Below are 18240 nucleotides of genomic sequence, written 5' to 3' on the forward strand. Positions count from 1 at the left end.
GTCAGCCCGCCAGCCCCGCCGCCGTCGCCAGCCCGAGAAAGGCGAAAAAGCCCATCGAATCGGTCAGCATCGTCACGAATACCGACGATGCGACCGCCGGATCCTGCTGCAGCCGGTCGAGCGTCAGCGGCACCAGCACGCCGGCCATGCCCGCGACGATGATGTTGGTCAGCATCGCGGCTGCAATCACCAGCCCCAGCTGCGGATTGGCGAACACCAGCGACACGCCCAGCCCGATCACCGCCGCCACGGTGCCGCCATTGAGCACCGCGACCCGGATCTCGCGCGCGATCGACCGCCAGGTGTTGGACCGGGTCAGCTGGTTGGTCGCCAGCGCGCGCACGGTGACGGCCATGGTCTGGGTGCCGGCATTGCCGCCCACGCCCGCGACGATCGGCATCAGCGTGGCGAGCGCGACCATCCGCTCGATCGTCCCTTCGAACAGGCTGATGACGGTCGAGGCCAGCAGCGCGGTCGCCAGATTGGCGATCAGCCAGCGCACCCGGCTCTTATAGCTTTCGACCACCGGCTCGTTGATGTCGCCTTCGCCCGCGCCCGACAGCTTCAGAATGTCCTCGCCCGCTTCCTGCTGGATGATGTGGACGATGTCGTCGACGGTGATCATGCCCACCAGCCGCCCCGCGCCATCGACCACGGCGGCGGAGATCAGCGCATATTTCTGGAAGCGCAGCGCCACTTCCTCCTGATCCATGTCGACGGCGATCAGCGTCTGTTCGCGCTTCATGACGTCACTGATCGCCACGTTGCGCGGCGTGCGCAGGATCCAGCTGAGCTGGCAGGTGCCCGCCGGCCGGTGCGCCGGATCGACGACGAAGATTTCCCAGAAATCGGTGGTCAGATCCTCGTTGCCGCGCAGATAGTCGATGACGTCGCCGACCGACCAGTGTTCGGGCACGGCGATCAGGTCGCGCTGCATCAGCCGCCCGGCTGATTCCTCGGGGTAGGACAGCGCCTCCTCGATCGCCGCGCGGTCGTCCGGCTCCATCGCGCGCAGCACTTCGCGCTGGTCGTCCGGTTCCATGTCCTCGATGATCGCGACCGCATCGTCGGTATCGAGTTCCGATGCGATGTCGGCGACCTGTGCCGGCTCGAGCGCGTCGATCAGCTCTTCGCGGACATAGTCGTTCATTTCCGCGAACACGTCGCCGTCGAGCAGGTCGGTGATCGCGGCGGCAAGCGACGGACGCCATTCGGCCGGCGCCAGTTCGAACAGATCGGCGATATCGGCCGGGTGCAGCGGCTGGACCAGCGCGCGCGCGCCATCGGCATCGCCCGCCTCGACCCGGTCGATGACCGAACGGACGAATTCGGGCTTCAGCCGGTCATCGGCGTCGAGCTGGCCGGTCGCATCGATGCTGCCGAGTTCGGTCTCGTTCATCGCCGGCCCCTCCGATCGCGTGATGGCGTGAGGGGCTTAAGGCGCAGGGCCGCGAAAAGGCAAGCTTTCCAGCCCGGCCTTCGCCCGATATGGGCGGGGTCTGCCAATCTGGAGGAGTTACCATGGCCGGAGACACGCTCACCTTCACGCTCGATACCGGCGGCGATGTCGTCATCCGGCTGCGCCCTGACCTGGCACCCGGCCATGTCGCGCGCATCACCGAACTGGCGCAGGAAGGCTTTTACGACGGCGTGGTGTTCCACCGCGTCATTCCGGGCTTCATGGCGCAGGGCGGCGACCCGAGCGGCACCGGCATGGGCGGATCGGACAAGCCCAACCTGAAGGCCGAGTTCAACGGCGAGCCGCATGTTCGCGGCGTCTGCTCGATGGCGCGCACCAACGATCCGCACAGCGCCAACAGCCAGTTCTTCATCTGCTTTGACGATGCGACCTTCCTTGACCGGCAATATACGGTCTGGGGCCAGGTGATCGAAGGCATGGAACATGTCGACGCGCTGCCCAAGGGCGAGCCGCCGCGTCAGCCGGGCAAGATCCTGAAGGCGGTCATTTCCTGATCGCGCCTCGGGTCGAATGCCCCGCATCGGAGAGGCGCGCCTGCGCCTCTCCCCCTTTGCCGGCGCATGCGCTAAGGGCGGGGCATGAACTCCCTCTTCCTCGTCATGATCGGCGGTGCGCTGGGCGCAGCCGCCCGTTTCCAGCTGGGCGGCTGGGCGGCGCGCGTTTTCTGGTCCGGGCTGCCCTGGGGCACGCTCATCGTCAACGTCACCGGCGCGCTCGCCATGGGGCTGGTGGCAGCACTCGCCGCGCGCGGGCTGGGTGAGAGCGGTCTGAGCGAAGGTTGGCGGCTGTTCCTCGGCGTCGGGCTGCTCGGCGGCTTCACCACCTTTTCGGCGTTCAGCCTTGAAACGGTCATGCTGATCGAACGCGGCGCATTCGGCTGGGCCGCCGCCTATGTCGCGGCATCGGTGGTCGGTGCGCTCGCCGCGCTGTGGCTTGGCCTGCGTCTCGGACAGCCGGCATGACGGGCGAGGTCAGAAGCTTCACCGTCGGGCCCGATGACGACGGCATCCGCCTCGACCGCTGGTTCAAGCGCCATCTGCCCGATGTCAGCTTTGCGCAGGTGTCGCGCTGGGCGCGCACCGGCCAGCTGCGCGTCGACGGCAAGCGGGCGACGCCGGGCGACCGGATCGAACAGGGGCAGGCGATCCGCGTCCCGCCGGCCGAGCCGCCCCAGCCCGAAAAGCTGCGCCCGAAGCGCGCGCGCCCGCCGCTCAGCGACGATCAGATCGCCTTTGCCCGCGACCTTGTGATCCACAAGGACGCGCAGGCGATCGTCATCGCCAAGCCGCCGGGCCTTGCCACCCAGGGCGGCACCAAGACGCATGAGCATGTCGATGGCCTGCTCGATGCGCTGCAATATGAGGCGGAGGGGCGGCCCAAGCTCGTCCACCGGCTCGACAAGGACACGTCGGGCGCGTTGCTGATCGCGCGCACCGCGCGTTCGGCGGCCTGGTTCGCCAAGAGCTTTTCCAGCCGCACCGCGCGCAAGGTCTATTGGGCGATCGTCGCGGGCGTGCCGTCGATCGATGACGGCATAATCGAACTGCCGATCGCCAAGCAGCCGGGCACCGGCGGCGAAAAGATGCATGTCGATGACAAGGAAGGCAGCCCGGCGCGCACCCGTTACCGGGTGATCGACCGGGCGGGCAACCGCGCCGCCTGGGTCGAGCTGCAGCCCTATACCGGCCGCACCCATCAGCTGCGCGTCCATATGGCGGCGATCGGCCATCCGATCATCGGCGATGGCAAATATGGCGGCCAGGACGCGTTTCTGAGCGGCGGGATCAGCCGCAAGCTGCATCTCCACGCCCGGCGCATCCGCATCGACCATCCCGATGGCGGGCGTATCGACGTGACCGCCGAGCTGCCCGATCATTTCGCCGCCAGCCTGGCGACTTTGGGCTTTGATCCCGCCGATGGCGACCTGCCGCTCGATGAGCCGCGCGCCGCCGATGCGCCGGATGCGCGCCGCCGTGCGGCGACTGCCGCCGCGCGCGACCGTCGCCGGGCAAGGCGCGGCGAAAGGCGCGGGCGCGGGCGGGGCTGACCGGCTGTGAACCGTCTTGCCCTGTTCGATTGCGACGGCACGCTGGTCGACAGCCAGGCCGCGATCTGTCGCGCGATGGACGATTGCTTTGCCGAACTGGGGCTGGTGCCGCCCGACCGGCACCGGGTGCGCCGCATCGTCGGGCTGAGCCTGATGGAGGCGATGCGCGCGCTGGTGCCGGGTGGCGATCATGCGCTGCACCGCGCGCTCACCGACAGCTACAAGCTCGCCTTTCAGCGCCATCGCGGGGCCGGGCTGGTCGAAGAGCCGCTGTTCGACGGGATTGCCGAGGCGCTCGACGCGCTGGCGGCCTCGGGCTGGCTGCTCGGCGTGGCGACCGGCAAGTCGGATCGCGGGCTGAAACTGTGCCTCGAACGCCATGGCCTGGCCGGCCATTTCATCACGCTGCAGACCGCTGACCGCCATCCCTCCAAGCCCGATCCGTCGATGCTCCACGCCGCGATGGCAGAGGCCGGGTCGGGGCCTGCGACCACGGTGATGATCGGTGACACGGTGTTCGACATGGCGATGGCGGTGACGGGCGGCGCCCATGCACTGGGCGTCGATTGGGGCTATCATGATGCCGCCGAACTCAAGGCGGCGGGCGCGCGGGCGGTGGCGGTGACCGCCGCCGATCTGCCCGGCTGGCTGGAGCAGATGGCATGAGCGACGATCCTGCGCGCGCGCGTTTTTTCATGTTGTCGTTTCTCCGGCTGGGCGGCGCGGTGCTGCTGATGCTCGGGCTGGCGGCGGCGTCGGGCCGCTTCGAGGCGGTGCCGCGTTTGGCCGGCATCGTGCTGGTGCTGGCGGGCGCGTTCGGGTTTGCGCTGCTGCCCCGGCTGCTCGCCCGGCGCTGGCGGAGCGGGGAGCCGTGAAGCGTTTCTGGTCCAATGCCGAGGCGGTGGGGGCGAGGTGCGGCTCGACGGGCGGCCGGTGCGCACCCCCGGTCGCGCGCCGCTGGCCGTGCCGCAGCCCGCGCTGGCGGCAGCGCTTGCGGACGAATGGCAGGCGGTGGGTGAGATGGTCGATCCGCGCGCCATGCCGCTCACCGGGCTGGCCAATGCGGCGATCGATATCGTCACGCCCGATCCCGCGCGCTTTGCCGCCGGCCTTGCGCGCTATGCCGAAACCGATCTGCTCGCCTATCGCGCCGGCCATCCGGAGCCGCTGGTCGCGCGCCAGCAGGCGGCGTGGGATCCGCTGATCGGCTGGGCGGAGCGGCGCTATGACGTCACGGTCACATTGGTCGAAGGCGTGATGCACCGCCCCCAGCCAGAGGCAAGCGTCACCCGGCTGGGTGCGGCGGTCGCGGCGCTCGATCCGTTCATGCTCGCCGGCCTGTCCCCGGTCGTCACCATCGGCGGGTCGCTGATCGCGGCGCTGGCGCTGATCGAGGGCGCGGCCGGTGCCGATGCGCTCTGGGATGCGGTGATGCTCGACGAGCTGTGGCAGGAAGAACAATGGGGCGCGGACGATCTTGCGCTTGCCGCCCGCGCCGCGCGCCGCGCCGACTGGGATGCGGCGGTGCGGTTCCTCACGCTACTGCGCGGATGACGCGCCGGACCGGCTGAGCATCCAGGCGATGACCGCGGTGGCGGCGGCAAAGCCCGCCAGGTCCGCGACCAGCGCATAGATCGCATAGCCCCAGGCCCCGTGCATGAACACCGGCAGGCCGAGATGGATCCACGCGCACACCGCCGCCGTCACCACCAGCCCGGTGCGCCACAGCGCGGCAAAGCCCCGGACCGGCAGTGCAGCGAGCGCCACCGCCACCATCAGCCCGGTGCCGAGCGCCAGCACCAGCCCGGCAACCAGCGATGCCGAATCCATCACCGGAAAGCCGCCGCTGTTGAAGATCACCGTCGCCACCGGGCCTTGCCCATACAGGCTGGTGCCCTGCGGCGTCGCCGGATCGGGGACCAGATAGGTGCCGGTGCCGCCGGGGCCGAGCGTCGCCGCCATCAGCGACTGCAGCTCTGCCATCCGCGCTTCATCGCCGCGCGAAAAGGCAAGCGCGGTCAGCGGCGATCCCCAGAACAGCCCGCCGATCACAAACAGCACCAGTCCGCCCAGCAGACCGCCCGTCACCATTCTGATCATCTTCCCCCTCCCGCAACGCTGGCCGGCAGCGCGATCAACGCTGAGCGCGCCGATCCGGTTGCCGGGACCAGTCTTCCGGGCAGGGAGGCTGCGCCCGCCGGGGGCGGGGGTCAATCCTTGGCGCGGGTCAGGTTGCGGACAAAGCCGATCAGCCCGCCCTGGCGGCTGCGCTTCAGCCGTTCGGCGTTGAGGATCGTCTGCACCTTCTGGAAACAGGCCTCGGCATCGTCGTTGACGAGCACATAGTCATAGCCGTCCCAATGGCCGATTTCGGCGGCGGCGCGGCTCATCCGCGCGTCGATCACCTCGTCGCTGTCGGTGCCGCGCCCGCGCAGCCGGCGTTCCAGCTCGTCCATCGACGGCGGCAGGATGAACACGCGCACGACATCGGCACCGGCAAGCTGGTAAAGCTGCTGCGCGCCCTGCCAGTCGATATCGAACAGCACGTCGCGGCCCTGGGCGAGCATGGCCTCCACGGGCGCGCGCGGCGTGCCGTAACGCTGGCCGAAGACGTGCGCCCATTCGAGGAACTCGCCGGCCGCGACCATGTCCTTGAACCGCGCCAGATCGACGAAATGATAATCGCGCCCGTCGACCTCGCCAGGGCGGATCGGCCGCGTCGTCACCGACACCGACATTTCCAGATTGGCGTCGGCGGCAAGCAGCTTGCGCGAGATCGTCGATTTGCCGGCACCGCTGGGCGACGACAGGATCAGCAACAGGCCGCGCCGCTTGAATTTGTGCGGATCATCGGCGCGGGGCGTGGGGGATGGGGCGGGGCGGAACACGGCCCTGCTAGTGGCGCGGCCATGCGCCGCCGTCAATGCCGGCCCGGCCTCAGGCGGCGGGTGCCGCCGTCCCGCTTCGGCTCAGCCGGGCCCGCTGGTCACGCCTTGGGCGTGTCGCGCCGCCGGTCGAGCGCCTTTTTGGCGACATAGGCCCCGCCGAGCACCAGACCGAGCGGCCCCATGCGGCGCAGCGCGCTGACCGCGACCGCGCCGATCACCGCGCCCTTCAGGCCGCCCTTGCCGTCGCGCCGGTCGATTTCCCGGCCCACCAATGCCCCGATCACCTTGCCGATCATGCGTCGCTCCCGATCACGCGCCATTTTGAAGCCCGCAGCCGGTGCGGCGCGGCGTTACGCATGCATAACGCACCATCGGCGCTTTCGGCTTCATGAACGGCGCGCCGCCTTTTCATCCAGCCCAGATACGCCTTCGCGCCGGGCCAGTTCGTCCATCACCTGGCTGAATGACAGGTCGTGCGCGTCAAGCAGCACCGCGAGATGGAAAATCAGGTCCGCGACTTCGCCGACCATGCCGTCGCGGTCGCCGCTCGCCGCTGCGATCGCGGTTTCGACCGCCTCCTCGCCGACCTTCTGGGCAATCCGCCTGATGCCGCGCGCGCGCAGCCGCGCGACATAGGACTGGTCGGGATCGGCATCGCGCCGGGCGCGGACAAGGGCTTCGAGCGCGGTCAGGTCCATGACCCGCCTGTCGCGCGCGCGCCCGCCCCGGTCAAGCGCGGTGCTGCGATCCCCCGCCCTTGACGAGCAGCAGCAGCCCGATCGCCGCCATGCCGAGCATCACCCAGTGCGGCGCGCCCAGATCGGGCATCGCCGGCAGCGACAGGCGGCGCAGCGCCGGAAACATCCGCGCCAGCTCGCCATAAGCCGACGGCCCGGCCAGAATGATGACGCCGGCCATCGCCATATTCCCCATCAGTCGCAGACCAGACATGATCAGAACCTCCTCGGCAGGACAGTTACGCAAGAACCCTGCCAGATTCGGTTAAGCCCGGCCTCCGGCGCGCTGCCGAGGTTAGCGCTGTCGAAAGGCTCCCCCGCTGTGTCAGCCTGACCGACAGGGGTGTTCGTGGTCGTCGCGGCAGCGGGAGGTGTTGGTTTGGGAAGAACGGCACCGGCCCGCACCCCCACCCGGCCTCCCAACGGCAGGTTACGCTATGGGAGGCCGGGTGGGGGTGCGGGCCGGTGCCGCCCCGTGCGGCGCAAGCCGCACCGCAAATACGCCACCCCCGCGCCGTCAGGCGCGCAGGCGAAACCCTCAGGCGGCGCTGTCGTGCCGGCGCACGGCAAAGCCGGCGGCGGCAAGCGCGGCATGCGCTTCGGCAATGCTGTGCCGCCCGAAATGGAAGATCGAGGCGGCAAGCACCGCGCTCGCATGGCCGTCGCGCGCGCCGGCGACCAGATCGTCGAGCGTGCCGACGCCGCCGCTGGCGATCACCGGCACATCGACCGAATCGGCGATGGCGCGCACCAGGCCCAGATCATAGCCGCCCTGCGTCCCGTCGCGGTCCATCGACGTGACCAGCAGCTCGCCCGCGCCCAGCGCCGCCAGCCGGTGGGCATGTTCGATCGCGTCGATGCCGGTCGGCCGCCGCCCGCCATGGGTGAACACCTCCCAGCCCCCGTCCACGCGCCGCGCGTCGACCGAGGCGACGACGCACTGGCTGCCGAACCGGTCGGCCAGCTCCGCGCACAGCTCCGGCCGCGCGACGGCGGCGGAGTTGACCGCCACCTTGTCCGCCCCGGCGAGCAGCAGCGCGCGCGCATCCTCGACGCTGCGCACGCCGCCGCCGACGGTCAGCGGCATGAAACACACCTCCGCCGTGCGGCGCACGACGTCGATCATCGTCCCCCGCGCCTCGTGGCTGGCGGTGATGTCGAGGAAACACAGCTCGTCGGCACCGGCGGCGTCATAGGCGCGCGCCTGTTCGACCGGATCGCCGGCATCGACCAGATCGACGAACTGGACACCCTTGACCACGCGGCCGCCGGCCACGTCCAGACAGGGGATGACGCGCAGCCTGACGCTCATCGGCCCAACCTGTTCCGGCCCAGCCTGTCCCGGCCCGGCTTCCGCCCGGCCATGATCACGCCCGCGCCTCGGTGAGCGCGGCGGCAAGGTCCAGCCGGCCGTCATAGATCGCCCGGCCGCAGATTACGCCTTCGATCCCCGGCTTGCCGCGCAGCGCGCGGACATCCTCGATCCCCGCAACCCCGCCGCTCGCGATCACCGGCAGCGACACCGCCTCGGCCAGCGCGACCGTCGCCTCGACATTGACGCCCTTGAGCAGCCCGTCGCGGCCGATATCGGTGAACAGCAGCGCGGCGACGCCCGCATCCTCGAACCGCCGCGCCAGATCGATCACCGGCACGTCCGACACATCGGCCCAGCCCTGGGTGGCGACCATGCCGTCGCGCGCATCGACGGCGACGACGATCTTGCCGGGAAAATCGCGCGCCGCGCCGCGCACCAGATCGGGATCGGTGAGCGCCGCCGTGCCGATCACCGCGCGCACCACGCCATAATCGAACCAGCGTTCGATCGCCGCGCGCGTGCGGATGCCGCCGCCCAGCTGGATGCAGCCCGAAAAGCCGGTGACGATCCGCCGCACCACCTGGCCGTTCACGCTTTCGCCGGCAAAGGCGCCGTCAAGATCGACGATGTGGAGCCATTCGGCCCCCTGCGCGCCAAAGGCCGCCGCCTGGGCGGCGGGATCGTCCGAATAGACGGTCGCCCGGGCCATGTCGCCTTCGGCAAGGCGGACGACCTGGCCGGCTTTGAGGTCGATTGCGGGAAAAATGATCATGGACGCCACGCAAGAAAGGACTGGAGCAGCGCCAGGCCGTAGCGCTGGCTCTTTTCGGGATGGAACTGGACGCCGACCATGTTGTCGCGCCCGATTGCGGCGGTGACCGGACCGCCATGGTCGGTCACCGCAAGCACATCCTCGCCGTGATAGGCAAAGCTGTGCAGGAAATAGGCCTCGCCGGCGGGCAGCAGCGGGTGAGCGGCGGTCGGCGTCACATCGTTCCACCCCATATGGGGCACCTTCACGCCCTGTGCCGGCACCGCGCGGACGACGCCGTCCAGCCAGCCCAGCCCCGCCGTCCGGCCATGTTCCTCGCCGGTCGTCGCCATCAGCTGCATGCCGACACAGATGCCCAGAAACGGGATGCCCTGGCCGCGCACCCGCGCGTCGAGCGCGTCGATCAGCCCGGGTGCGGCCGCAAGCGCGCGCATCGCCGCCGCAAATGCGCCGACGCCGGGCAGCACGATGCGGTCGGCGCGCCGCAGCCGGTCCGGATCGGCGGTCAGTTCGACCGTCCCGGCCCCCGCTGCCCTGAGCGCATTCAGCACCGAATGGACGTTGCCCGCGCCATAATCGACCAGCGCGACCGTCTCAGCCACCGAGCGTCCCTTTGGTCGAGGGAATGTCCCCGGCCTTGCGCGGATCGATGGTCACCGCCTGGCGCAGCGCCCGGGCGAGCGCCTTGAACGCGCTTTCGACCAGATGATGGTTGTTGCGGCCATAAAGGTTTTCGACATGCAGGGTCAGCCCCGCGGTCTGCGCAAAGCTGTGGAACCAGTGTTCGACCAGCTCGGTGTCCCATTCGCCCAGCTTGGTCTGGGTGAAATCGAGCTTCCACACCAGATAGGGCCGGCCCGAAATGTCGATCGCCGCGCGGGTCAGCGCCTCGTCCATCGGCGCATAGGCATGGCCGTAGCGCATGATGCCGCGGCGTTCGCCGAGCGCGCGGCTGATCGCCTCGCCGATGGCCAGCGCGCAATCCTCGGTCGTGTGATGCTGGTCGATATGCAGATCGCCCTCGACCGCGACGTCGAGGTCGATCAGCGAATGGCGCGCCAGCTGTTCGAGCATATGGTCGAGAAAGCCGATCCCGGTCGCCACCCGGTATTCGCCCGTCCCGTCCAGATTGACCGACACCGCGATGCGGGTTTCGCTGGTGTTGCGGGTGATCGTCGCCTGCCTCATCGTGCCCGCGCCTATGCGCGCTTGCCGTTGCGGATGCAACGCGTCTTGACCGCCCGCCCGCCAAAGTCCACGATTCGGCGCATGACCGATGCTTTGCCGGACAGCCTGATTCCCTATGACGAAATCGTGCAGGAAGCCCTGCGCGCGGTCGTCGGGCGCGTGCTGGGCGAGGTGGAACGCTCGGGCGGGCTGCCCGGCGACCATCATTTCTACATCACGTTCAAGACCTCGGCCCCCGGGGTCGATCTGCCCAAGCACCTGACCGAGCGCTTTCCGGACGAGATGACCATCGTCCTTCAGAACAAATTCTGGGACCTGAAGGTGTTCGAGGAACGGTTCGAGGTTGGTTTGAGCTTCAACCAGATTCCCGCCCGGCTGGTCATTCCCTTCGCCGCGGTCACCGGGTTCGTCGATCCGGCGGTGAACTTCGCCTTGCAGTTCCAGGCCCAGGGCGACACCGGCGCGCCCGAGCATGACGATGCCGAAAATGATGTGCCCGGCATCGTCACGTCCGAAGACGGGTCGAATGTCGTGACCGTGGATTTCGGCCGCAAGAAATAAGCCGGGGCAGGTGGCACCCGGCCATGCGGGCCGCAGGTCGGGAGGCGCGATGACCATCCGGATTGAAACCGACAGCCTTGGCCCGGTCGAGGTGCCGGCCAGCGCCTATTGGGGCGCGCAGACGGCACGGTCCATCGCCAATTTCCCCTTCGGCCCGGCCGAGCGGATGCCCATCGGCATTGTTCACGCGCTCGCGCTGGTCAAACAGGCGGCGGCGCGGGTCAATCGCCGCCACGGGCTTGCGCCGGATCTGGCCGATGCCATCGAGGCCGCGGCGGCCGATGTGGCGGCCGGGCGGTTCGACGACCAGTTCCCGCTGGTCATCTGGCAGACCGGGTCCGGCACCCAGACCAACATGAACGTGAACGAGGTGATCGCCGGGATCGCCAATGAACGGCTGGCCGGCACGCGCGGCGGCAAGGTGCCGGTTCACCCCAATGACCATGTCAACCGCAGCCAGTCCTCGAACGACAGCTTTCCCGCCGCCATGCATGTCGCCGCCGCGCGCGCGCTGGCGGGCGATCTGCTGCCCGCGCTGACGCGGATGGCAGCCGTGCTGGACGGCCATGCCCGTGACTGGGACGATATCGTCAAAATCGGCCGCACCCATTTGCAGGATGCGACGCCGCTGACGCTGGGGCAGGAGTTTTCCGGCTATCGCGCCCAGGTCGAGGCGGCGGCCGCGCGCCTCGAATCGGTCAGGCCCAGGCTGCATCTGCTCGCGCAGGGCGGCACGGCGGTCGGCACCGGGCTGAACGCCCCGCCGGGCTTTGCCGATGCCGTGGCGGCCGAGCTGGCGGCGCTCACCGGCCTGCCGTTCGCTGCCGCGCCCAATCTGTTCGCCGAACTGGCCGCGCACGACAGTTTGGTCGAACTGTCGGGGGCGCTCAACGTGCTCGCCGTCGCGCTGACCAAGATCGCCAACGATATCCGTCTGCTCGGCTCGGGGCCGCGCGCCGGGCTGGGCGAACTGGCGCTGCCGGCCAATGAACCGGGCAGCTCGATCATGCCCGGCAAGGTCAACCCGACCCAGGCGGAAATGCTCACCATGGTCGCGGCGCAGGTGATGGGCAATCATGTTGCGGCCACGATCGGCGGGTTGCAGGGGCATCTTGAACTGAATGTGTTCAAGCCGCTGATCGGCGCGAATGTCTTGCGCTCGATCACGCTGCTCGCCACCGGGGTCGACAGCTTTACCCGGCGGGCGCTTGTCGGGCTGAGGCCGGAGCGGGCGCGGATCGCCGAACTGGTCGACCGCTCGCTGATGCTGGTGACCGCGCTTGCGCCTGCGATCGGCTATGACAATGCCGCCGCGATCGCCAAACATGCCCATGCCAGCGGCCTCAGCCTGCGTGATGCGGGCCTGGCGCTCGGGCTGGTCGATGCCGCGACGTTCGACCGGCTGGTGCGGCCCGAGGCGATGACCGGCCCCTCGCCGGACTAAGTGTCCCCGGACCAGGCGGGGCCGGCCTGAAAGCGCGCAGGCTGGCGGGCCCCGACCGGGCGTGCGGCCCTTTCATGGTATGGGCTGTCTTAACCAAGCGCGCTAACCGCAGATCGATACCTTGATCCTACCCAGGGATGGCCGGTCGTGGGGACCGGCATGACGCATTGGGGGTGTCATCCAAATGAAGACCATGATTCTCAAGGCTCTGGCGTTCGCCGGGGTCGCCGCTGCCGGCACGCTGACGAGCGCGCCCGCCTTTGCCCAGTCCGCGACCGGCGATGCGACCGTGACCGTGCTGCAGGCGCTTTCCGTGACCAAGACCGCCGATCTCAACTTCGGCAAGATCACCGCCTCGAACACCGCCTCGACCGTTGCGGTCGCGCAGGACGGCACCCGCACCTGCGGCACCGGCCTGACCTGCTATGGCACCACCACCGCGGGCGCGTTCAACGTGCTCGGCTCGGCCGGCGAATCGGTCTCGGTCGTGCTCGACAACCCGACCATCACGCTGGCCAATGGCGCGTCGGATACGATGAGCGTCGCGCTGACCGCCTCGGCCTCGTCGCTGACGCTGACCGGCGGCGCGGGCAGCTTCCGCGTTGCGGGCGTGCTCAACGTCGGCGCGTTCCAGGCGCAGGGCACCTATACCGGCCAGTATTCGGTGTCGGTCAACTATCAGTAAGCCCGGGTCGCGCGAAGCGCGGCGCAGACCTCCCACCCCGCCTCCCCGCCCGACCACCATAGCCTGATGGTATCATTGGTGGCCGGGCGGGGAGGCGGGGCGGGAGGTGCATGGGTTCGCATCAGCGAACCTTTGTATTACCCCGCCTGACGGCGGCAGCTGGGGCCGGGTGCCGGATGCGGCGCCCGGCCCCAAGCGTATTTCAGGCCGGGTGGATCTTCAGCGCCCGGTCCGGCGCGCCCGCGCGTGCTTAGCGCGGCGTTCACCATTTTCCGGCGATAAAGTGCGGGTGCGCCACCCGCCTGCCCTGATCCCGATCCCGATCCGTGCGCTGATTGCCGCGCTTGCCTGCGGCGCTGCGCCCCTTTCCGCCCAGCCTGTGCCCGACGCGCGCGACCGGATGGCTCCGGGGGCGTTTGTCGCCGCCCGGGTCGAGCCGGCCCGCGAACTCAGCTTCGGCGCGATCATCGCCAGCGCCGAGCCTTTGGTCGTCACCCTGTCGCCAGGGGCGGGCTGAGCTGCCCGGCGATGCGGTGCATCGGCAATGCCAGCCCCGGCGAAATCGCCATCACCGGCGCGGAATCCTATCTGGTCTCGATCGCCGTGACGCCTGCCACGCTCGTCAATGCGCAGGGCGACGCGATCCGCGTGCGGCCGGTGCTCGCGGCCGAAACCCTGACCCTGCAGCCGGGCAACCGGCGCAACCGTGTCGGGCTGGGCGGCACGCTCAGCCTCGGCGCGCGCCAGGCGCCGGGCGACTATCGCGGCGAATATCTGATCACCGTCGATTATTTGTAACGCTCCCGTTTCGGTTAGCGGGATGCTAACCATATCGGATGTATCTCCGACGCAGCGGCGCAGCACGGGGCAAGTCACGCGGCCCCGTCGCTCCAGAACATGGCCGCTTTAGGCAGTTGGGGTGTCTAAACATGCTTGTTTCAACTCGTGCCGCGGCCGTCATGGCCGCGGCCTTTGTCGGCCTGTGGCCGGCGACCGGCGCATGGGCGCAGTCCGCGACCGGGACGGCGAGCGTCCGCATCGTGCAGGCGATCAGCGTCACCAAGACCAGCGACCTTGATTTCGGCAGGATCGTGACCGGCGGCAGCGCCGGGACGGTCGCCATTGCCGCCGATGGCAGCCGCGCCTGCGGCAGCGGCCTGCAATGTCTGGGCGCGGTCAGCCCCGGCGGCTTCACGATCATGGGTGCGGCCGGCGAGACGGTGGTGGTCGCCATCGACAGCCCGAACATCCAGCTGTCGAACGGCGCCGACACCATGGTGGTCGCTTTGCAGGCGTCGGTGCAGAGCCTGGTGCTTGCCGAGGGCAAGGGCCAGCTGCGCATCGCCGGCGTGCTGACGGTGGGGGCGAACCAGCCCCCGGCGTCTATTCCGGCCAATATTCGGTGTCCGTCAATTATCAATGACGCCGCCCGGGCCAACCGGCCCGGACGCCGACCCTGCTCAATCCGACACGATCAAATCCAAAGGGATTCGCCCATGTTTTCCCGCCTTTTGGCCGGGGCGCTTGCGCTCGCGGCCGGCCTTGTCGTCATGTCCGCGCCTGCCAATGCCCAGGGCGATCTGCTCGTCGCGCCGACGCGGCTCGTCCTGTCGGGCGCGTCGGGGGGCGAAGTGATCGTCAGCAATGCCGGCACCGCCACCACCACCTACCGCATCTCGCTGGTCGTCAAGCGGATGGACGCATCCGGCCAGATCCATGCGGTGCCCGACGGGCAGGCGCTGCCGGCGGAAACCGCAGCGGTCGAGATGATCAACCATGCGCCGCGCCGCATCACGCTCGCCCCGCAACAGTCGCAGACGATCCGCATCGGCGTGCGCCCGCCGCCCGATCTCGCGCCCGGCGAATATCGCGCGCATCTGCTGTTCCGCGCGGTTCCGGACGCGCCCGATGCCGCCGCCGAAACGCCCGCGCCGGGCGGCGATGCCGGCATGGCGATCCGGCTGACGCCGATCTACGGTGTGGCCATTCCGGTGATCGTGCGCATCGGCACCGTCGACGGTGCGGCGCGGCTGGTCTCCGCGCGGCTCCAGCCCGGGGCCGATCCGGCGATCACCGTCGATCTGGCGCGCAGCGGCGACCGGTCGGTCTATGGCACGCTCGACGTGCTGGCACCGGGCCGCAAGGAACCGGTGGCGACGATCAAGGGCGTGTCCGCCTATCCCGAAATCGCCGCGCGCCAGGTGCGTATCCCGGTCCTGCGCGAGCGGGTGGCCGGTGTTCAGGGGCTGACCGTGCGTTTCACCGAAACCGATCCGGCCGGGCGCGGCGCGACCAGCGAGGTGGCGGTCAGGTAACGGATCCGGCGGCCGCGCGGCGAGGCCCCCGATGGCACGAACGGCGCTGTGGCGGGTGCGCCGCGCGGCCCTGTGGCTGTGCGCGGCCCTGCTCGCCTGCGCGCTTGCGGGCGCGGCGGTTCCCGTGCGGGCGGCAGCCCCTGCCCAGGCGGTCGACCCCGATGATGCGCTGCTGTTCGACCTGCGCATTCAAGGCCTGCAACTGGGTGGCGGCGTGCGCGCATATGACACCGCTGCCGGATTGTGCCTGAACCTGCCCGATCTGATCGACGGGCTGAAGATTGCGCTGACATTCGCCGCCGACGGCCAGAGTGTCGATGGCTGGGCGTTCGAGGAAAGCCGCCGCATCCGCATCGACCGCGTGGCCGGCGCGGTGCAGCTGGCCGGCGGCACCGCGCGGCTCGATCCGCGCACCATCTGGGATGCGCCCGGCGGCTGGTGCGTGCGCGCCGCCGATCTGGAACGCTGGCTGGACCTTGCCTTCGATGTCGATCTGCCCGGGGCGGTGATCGGCGTGCGCACGACCGGCCGTTTGCCGATCGAGGCGGCGCTCAAGCGCTCCGCGCGGGCGGAGCGGCTGCGCGCCACCGCGTCCGGCCCGGCTGTCCCCGCACGGCAGGTCGCCCTGCCTTACCGGCTGTGGCGGACGCCGGCGATCGACGCCAATATCAGCTTCACCGCCGACCGCCCTGCGCCCGGGCGCATGGGCTGGCAAAGCCGGTATGAACTGTTCGCCGCCGGCGAGGTGGCGCGCATGTCCGCCGACATGCGGCTGATTTCGGACCAGAAGGCGATGCCCCAGGCGCTCAGGCTCAGGCTGTTCCGCGCCGATCCGGCCGGGCGGCTGCTCGGCCCGCTGCGCGCGACCCAGATCGAGCTGGGCGATGTCGTGAGCCCGTCGACGCCGCTGACCGTGCAGGCGACGCCGGGCCGGGGCATTGCCCTGTCGAACCGGCCACTCGGCCTCAATGCGCGGCGCGACCTGATCGATTTCGCCGGCCCCATGCCGGTCGGCTGGGATGTCGAACTCTATCGCAATGGCGAGCTGCTGCGCAGCGAAACCGGCGCAGCCAGCGGGCGTTACGAGTTTCGCGATGTCGAGCTGCGCCTCGGCCTCAATGATTTCGAACTGGTCCAATATGGCCCCCAGGGTCAGGTGCGCCGCCAGCGCCGCACGCTCAACATCGGCGCGCAGGTGCCGGGGCGGGCGAACGCTGGTGGTCGGCGGTGCTGGTCGAGGACCGGCGCGACCTGATCGGCTGGCGCGCGCGGCCCGACCGCGCGCTCGCCCCGCCCGGCTGGCGCGGCGGCATCGCGGTCGAACAGGGGCTGGGCCATGGCACGGCGCTGGCGCTGGCCGTGCACCGCGCGCCGGTCCGGACCGGCACCCAGAGCTATGTCGAGGCCGGGCTGCGCGCAGGGGTCATGCGGCTGCTGGGCGAGGTCAATCTGGCCGCCGCGCGCGACGGCGGCCGGGCGCTGCGCGTCAATGTGATCGGCGATCTGGCGCGGACCAACATTTCAGTGGAGGCGATCCGCAACCGCGGGCTGACCAGCGAGCGGCTCGATCCATCGGCGCGGTCGGTGACCGCGATCGGCATCGACCGGCCGGTCAGGGTGGCCGGGCTGGTGCTGCCGCTGCGCTTTGATCTGCGCACCACCCTGTCGCGCGCCGAACGGCTGACCGAGGCGCGCGGCCGCGTGTCGCTGATCGCCGGGCGCATCGCGGCCAGCGCCACGCTCGGCTGGCGGCGCGCGGCGCCGCGCGGCGGGCCGGCGCGCGACGAGGCGGTGATGGGGCTGCTGGTCAATGGCCGGACGGGCCGGGTGCGGCTGCGCGGCGAGATGGAATGGGCGGTGCGCCCGCGCCCGGAACTGGTGAGCGCGCTTGCCACCGCCAATCTGGCCATCGGCCCGGCCGATGAGCTGCAGCTGACCACCGGCTATGCCGGGCGCGAGCGCGCGGGCTTTGCGGGGGCGAATTACACGCGCGATTTCGGGCTGTTCGCCGCCAGCTTCAACGCCCAGGCCAACAGCCGGGGCAGCTTTTCGCTCGGCCTGGCCGCGCAGTTCAGCTTCGGCCCCGGCGGTGCCGGCCGGTTCGGCCGCTTCCGCTCGGGCAGCCGCGCGACCAGCGGCGCGCTGGCGGTCAGCGCCTTTTTCGATCTGAACGGCGATGGCCTGCGCCAGCCCGGCGAGCCGCCCGCGCCGCTGGGCGGCCTTGTCGTGGATGGTGCACCCGCCGAAGCGCCCGCCGGCGCGTCCAGCCGCGCCGATTCGCCCGGCCCCTGGCTGATCGAGGGGCTGGACCCCGCCGTCCCGGTGCAGGTGGCGCTCGATCCGGCGCGGCTGACCGATCCGTTCGACGCGCCCGGCGATGCCGGGGTCGCCGCCGTGCCCCGCGCCGGGCTGGTGACGCCGGTCGAGCTGGGCATTGTGCGCACGGCGACGATCGACGGCGTGCTGGCGCGCGCCGGGCGGCCGCTGGCGGGCGAGGAGGTGGAGCTGGTCGACCGGCACGGCGTGGCCGTCCACCGGCTGCGGACCGAGTTTGACGGCTTTTTCAGCTTCGAGCGGGTACGGTTCGGCCAGTACCGGCTGCGTCTTGCGCGCGGCGGCACCGACTGCATGGCCGAACCCATCGCGATCGGGCCGGAGCGGCTGGCCCTGCGGCTGGGCCTGATCGAGCTGGCGCGCCCACCCGAACGCCTAGCGCGACGATGACCGATCGCGCCCGTGGCAGCCATGCCCGCGTTTCGATTCCCCCCGCCCGGCCATCCCGCTATAGCGGGACCAACGGCCCGGCCA

Annotated in this window: 24 protein-coding genes; 14 read left to right on the top strand and 10 right to left on the bottom strand. The window is 70.2% G+C overall.

Annotation, left to right across the window (positions count from 1 at the left end):
• Position 1: 1 nt before the first annotated feature.
• A complete protein-coding gene (gene mgtE / locus GVO57_RS03650) occupies positions 2–1399 on the bottom strand; it encodes a magnesium transporter (protein ID WP_160591933.1) in 1398 nt (465 codons plus the stop codon).
• A gap of 122 nt (positions 1400–1521) precedes the next feature.
• On the opposite strand from mgtE, the gene GVO57_RS03655 reads away from it, so the two are divergent.
• From GVO57_RS03655 to GVO57_RS03680, 6 genes are all read left to right on the top strand, one after another.
• The gene (locus tag GVO57_RS03655; protein ID WP_160591935.1) at positions 1522–1974 is read left to right on the top strand and encodes a peptidylprolyl isomerase; all 453 of its coding nucleotides are present in this window, start codon (positions 1522–1524) and stop codon (positions 1972–1974) included.
• Positions 1975–2058: 84 nt separating this feature from the next.
• On the top strand, positions 2059–2442 hold the full coding sequence (crcB, locus tag GVO57_RS03660) for a fluoride efflux transporter CrcB (RefSeq protein WP_160591937.1): 384 nt from the start codon (positions 2059–2061) through the stop codon (positions 2440–2442).
• Positions 2439–3527: an RluA family pseudouridine synthase gene (locus GVO57_RS03665; RefSeq protein WP_160591939.1), complete on the top strand. Its 1089-nt coding sequence runs from the start codon at positions 2439–2441 to the stop codon at positions 3525–3527. Before crcB ends, GVO57_RS03665 begins: the two co-directional genes overlap by 4 nt.
• 6 nt (positions 3528–3533) lie before the next feature.
• Positions 3534–4193: an HAD-IA family hydrolase gene (locus GVO57_RS03670; protein WP_160591941.1), complete on the top strand. Its 660-nt coding sequence runs from the start codon at positions 3534–3536 to the stop codon at positions 4191–4193.
• A gap of 29 nt (positions 4194–4222) precedes the next feature.
• Positions 4223–4402 carry a hypothetical protein gene (locus GVO57_RS03675; RefSeq protein WP_160591943.1) on the top strand — a complete coding sequence of 60 codons (180 nt, stop codon included), beginning with the start codon at positions 4223–4225 and terminating at the stop codon, positions 4400–4402.
• A 37-nt stretch (positions 4403–4439) separates the two neighbouring features.
• On the top strand, positions 4440–5081 hold the full coding sequence (locus tag GVO57_RS03680; protein ID WP_160591945.1) for an ATP12 family chaperone protein: 642 nt from the start codon (positions 4440–4442) through the stop codon (positions 5079–5081).
• On the opposite strand, the gene GVO57_RS03685 is transcribed toward GVO57_RS03680, so the two are convergent.
• The 9 genes from GVO57_RS03685 to hisB form a co-directional block, all read right to left on the bottom strand.
• The gene (locus tag GVO57_RS03685; protein ID WP_160591947.1) at positions 5067–5627 is read right to left on the bottom strand and encodes a hypothetical protein; all 561 of its coding nucleotides are present in this window, start codon (positions 5625–5627) and stop codon (positions 5067–5069) included. The genes GVO57_RS03680 and GVO57_RS03685 overlap by 15 nt on opposite strands.
• A 110-nt stretch (positions 5628–5737) precedes the next feature.
• The gene (gene gmk / locus GVO57_RS03690) at positions 5738–6415 is read right to left on the bottom strand and encodes a guanylate kinase (protein WP_160591949.1); all 678 of its coding nucleotides are present in this window, start codon (positions 6413–6415) and stop codon (positions 5738–5740) included.
• A 98-nt stretch (positions 6416–6513) separates the two neighbouring features.
• The gene (locus tag GVO57_RS03695; RefSeq protein WP_160591951.1) at positions 6514–6711 is read right to left on the bottom strand and encodes a hypothetical protein; all 198 of its coding nucleotides are present in this window, start codon (positions 6709–6711) and stop codon (positions 6514–6516) included.
• Between the two features lie 90 nt (positions 6712–6801).
• Positions 6802–7113 (bottom strand): phosphoribosyl-ATP diphosphatase, encoded by a 312-nt coding sequence (locus GVO57_RS03700; protein WP_160591953.1) that lies wholly within the window; start codon positions 7111–7113, stop codon positions 6802–6804.
• A gap of 31 nt (positions 7114–7144) precedes the next feature.
• Positions 7145–7366, bottom strand: a complete 222-nt coding sequence (locus tag GVO57_RS03705; RefSeq protein WP_160591955.1) for a hypothetical protein — start codon at positions 7364–7366, stop codon at positions 7145–7147.
• Between the two features lie 324 nt (positions 7367–7690).
• Complete coding sequence (hisF, locus tag GVO57_RS03710) at positions 7691–8464, bottom strand: imidazole glycerol phosphate synthase subunit HisF (RefSeq protein WP_160591957.1); 774 nt, start codon at positions 8462–8464, stop codon at positions 7691–7693.
• A 55-nt stretch (positions 8465–8519) separates the two neighbouring features.
• The gene (hisA, locus tag GVO57_RS03715; protein WP_160591959.1) at positions 8520–9239 is read right to left on the bottom strand and encodes a 1-(5-phosphoribosyl)-5-[(5-phosphoribosylamino)methylideneamino]imidazole-4-carboxamide isomerase; all 720 of its coding nucleotides are present in this window, start codon (positions 9237–9239) and stop codon (positions 8520–8522) included.
• Entirely contained in the window at positions 9236–9841 is a 606-nt protein-coding gene (hisH, locus tag GVO57_RS03720) for an imidazole glycerol phosphate synthase subunit HisH (RefSeq protein ID WP_160591961.1), read from the bottom strand. Before hisH ends, hisA begins: the two co-directional genes overlap by 4 nt.
• Positions 9834–10427, bottom strand: coding sequence for an imidazoleglycerol-phosphate dehydratase HisB (gene hisB, locus GVO57_RS03725; RefSeq protein WP_160591963.1), 594 nt, complete (start codon positions 10425–10427; stop codon positions 9834–9836). The genes hisH and hisB overlap by 8 nt, the downstream gene beginning before the upstream one ends.
• Before the next feature lie 81 nt (positions 10428–10508).
• Between hisB and GVO57_RS03730 the strand changes: the two genes are divergently transcribed.
• From GVO57_RS03730 to GVO57_RS03770, 8 genes are all read left to right on the top strand, one after another.
• Positions 10509–10988, top strand: coding sequence for an SspB family protein (locus GVO57_RS03730; RefSeq protein ID WP_160591965.1), 480 nt, complete (start codon positions 10509–10511; stop codon positions 10986–10988).
• Between the two features lie 49 nt (positions 10989–11037).
• Complete coding sequence (fumC, locus tag GVO57_RS03735) at positions 11038–12432, top strand: class II fumarate hydratase (RefSeq protein WP_160591967.1); 1395 nt, start codon at positions 11038–11040, stop codon at positions 12430–12432.
• A 184-nt stretch (positions 12433–12616) separates the two neighbouring features.
• Positions 12617–13117, top strand: coding sequence for a DUF4402 domain-containing protein (locus tag GVO57_RS03740; protein ID WP_160591969.1), 501 nt, complete (start codon positions 12617–12619; stop codon positions 13115–13117).
• A gap of 283 nt (positions 13118–13400) precedes the next feature.
• A complete protein-coding gene (locus GVO57_RS03745) occupies positions 13401–13634 on the top strand; it encodes a hypothetical protein (protein WP_160591971.1) in 234 nt (77 codons plus the stop codon).
• A gap of 11 nt (positions 13635–13645) precedes the next feature.
• Complete coding sequence (locus GVO57_RS03750; RefSeq protein ID WP_160591973.1) at positions 13646–13915, top strand: DUF4402 domain-containing protein; 270 nt, start codon at positions 13646–13648, stop codon at positions 13913–13915.
• A gap of 161 nt (positions 13916–14076) precedes the next feature.
• Positions 14077–15432 (top strand): DUF4402 domain-containing protein, encoded by a 1356-nt coding sequence (locus GVO57_RS14770; protein WP_233281459.1) that lies wholly within the window; start codon positions 14077–14079, stop codon positions 15430–15432.
• A 31-nt stretch (positions 15433–15463) separates the two neighbouring features.
• Positions 15464–16687, top strand: coding sequence for a hypothetical protein (locus GVO57_RS03765; protein WP_160591977.1), 1224 nt, complete (start codon positions 15464–15466; stop codon positions 16685–16687).
• Positions 16660–18156, top strand: coding sequence for a carboxypeptidase-like regulatory domain-containing protein (locus GVO57_RS03770; protein WP_160591979.1), 1497 nt, complete (start codon positions 16660–16662; stop codon positions 18154–18156). The genes GVO57_RS03765 and GVO57_RS03770 overlap by 28 nt, the downstream gene beginning before the upstream one ends.
• Positions 18157–18240: the final 84 nt, after the last annotated feature.

Origin of the sequence: Sphingomonas changnyeongensis, from assembly GCF_009913435.1 — a bacterium.
Taxonomy (GTDB): Bacteria; Pseudomonadota; Alphaproteobacteria; order Sphingomonadales; family Sphingomonadaceae; genus Sphingomonas_B; species Sphingomonas_B changnyeongensis.

Coding starts and splice junctions, on each gene's coding strand:
- crcB (WP_160591937.1), top strand. CDS start 2,059: ATGAACTCCCTCTTCCTCGTCATGATCGGCGGTGCGCTGGGCGCAGCC.
- fumC (WP_160591967.1), top strand. CDS start 11,038: ATGACCATCCGGATTGAAACCGACAGCCTTGGCCCGGTCGAGGTGCCG.
- GVO57_RS03705 (WP_160591955.1), bottom strand. CDS start 7,366: ATGTCTGGTCTGCGACTGATGGGGAATATGGCGATGGCCGGCGTCATC.
- GVO57_RS14770 (WP_233281459.1), top strand. CDS start 14,077: ATGGCCGCGGCCTTTGTCGGCCTGTGGCCGGCGACCGGCGCATGGGCG.
- GVO57_RS03730 (WP_160591965.1), top strand. CDS start 10,509: ATGACCGATGCTTTGCCGGACAGCCTGATTCCCTATGACGAAATCGTG.
- GVO57_RS03700 (WP_160591953.1), bottom strand. CDS start 7,113: ATGGACCTGACCGCGCTCGAAGCCCTTGTCCGCGCCCGGCGCGATGCC.
- GVO57_RS03695 (WP_160591951.1), bottom strand. CDS start 6,711: ATGATCGGCAAGGTGATCGGGGCATTGGTGGGCCGGGAAATCGACCGG.
- GVO57_RS03750 (WP_160591973.1), top strand. CDS start 13,646: ATGCGGTGCATCGGCAATGCCAGCCCCGGCGAAATCGCCATCACCGGC.
- GVO57_RS03675 (WP_160591943.1), top strand. CDS start 4,223: ATGTTGTCGTTTCTCCGGCTGGGCGGCGCGGTGCTGCTGATGCTCGGG.
- hisF (WP_160591957.1), bottom strand. CDS start 8,464: ATGAGCGTCAGGCTGCGCGTCATCCCCTGTCTGGACGTGGCCGGCGGC.
- mgtE (WP_160591933.1), bottom strand. CDS start 1,399: ATGAACGAGACCGAACTCGGCAGCATCGATGCGACCGGCCAGCTCGAC.
- GVO57_RS03685 (WP_160591947.1), bottom strand. CDS start 5,627: ATGATCAGAATGGTGACGGGCGGTCTGCTGGGCGGACTGGTGCTGTTT.
- GVO57_RS03740 (WP_160591969.1), top strand. CDS start 12,617: ATGAAGACCATGATTCTCAAGGCTCTGGCGTTCGCCGGGGTCGCCGCT.
- hisB (WP_160591963.1), bottom strand. CDS start 10,427: ATGAGGCAGGCGACGATCACCCGCAACACCAGCGAAACCCGCATCGCG.
- GVO57_RS03765 (WP_160591977.1), top strand. CDS start 15,464: ATGGCACGAACGGCGCTGTGGCGGGTGCGCCGCGCGGCCCTGTGGCTG.
- hisA (WP_160591959.1), bottom strand. CDS start 9,239: ATGATCATTTTTCCCGCAATCGACCTCAAAGCCGGCCAGGTCGTCCGC.
- GVO57_RS03665 (WP_160591939.1), top strand. CDS start 2,439: ATGACGGGCGAGGTCAGAAGCTTCACCGTCGGGCCCGATGACGACGGC.
- GVO57_RS03655 (WP_160591935.1), top strand. CDS start 1,522: ATGGCCGGAGACACGCTCACCTTCACGCTCGATACCGGCGGCGATGTC.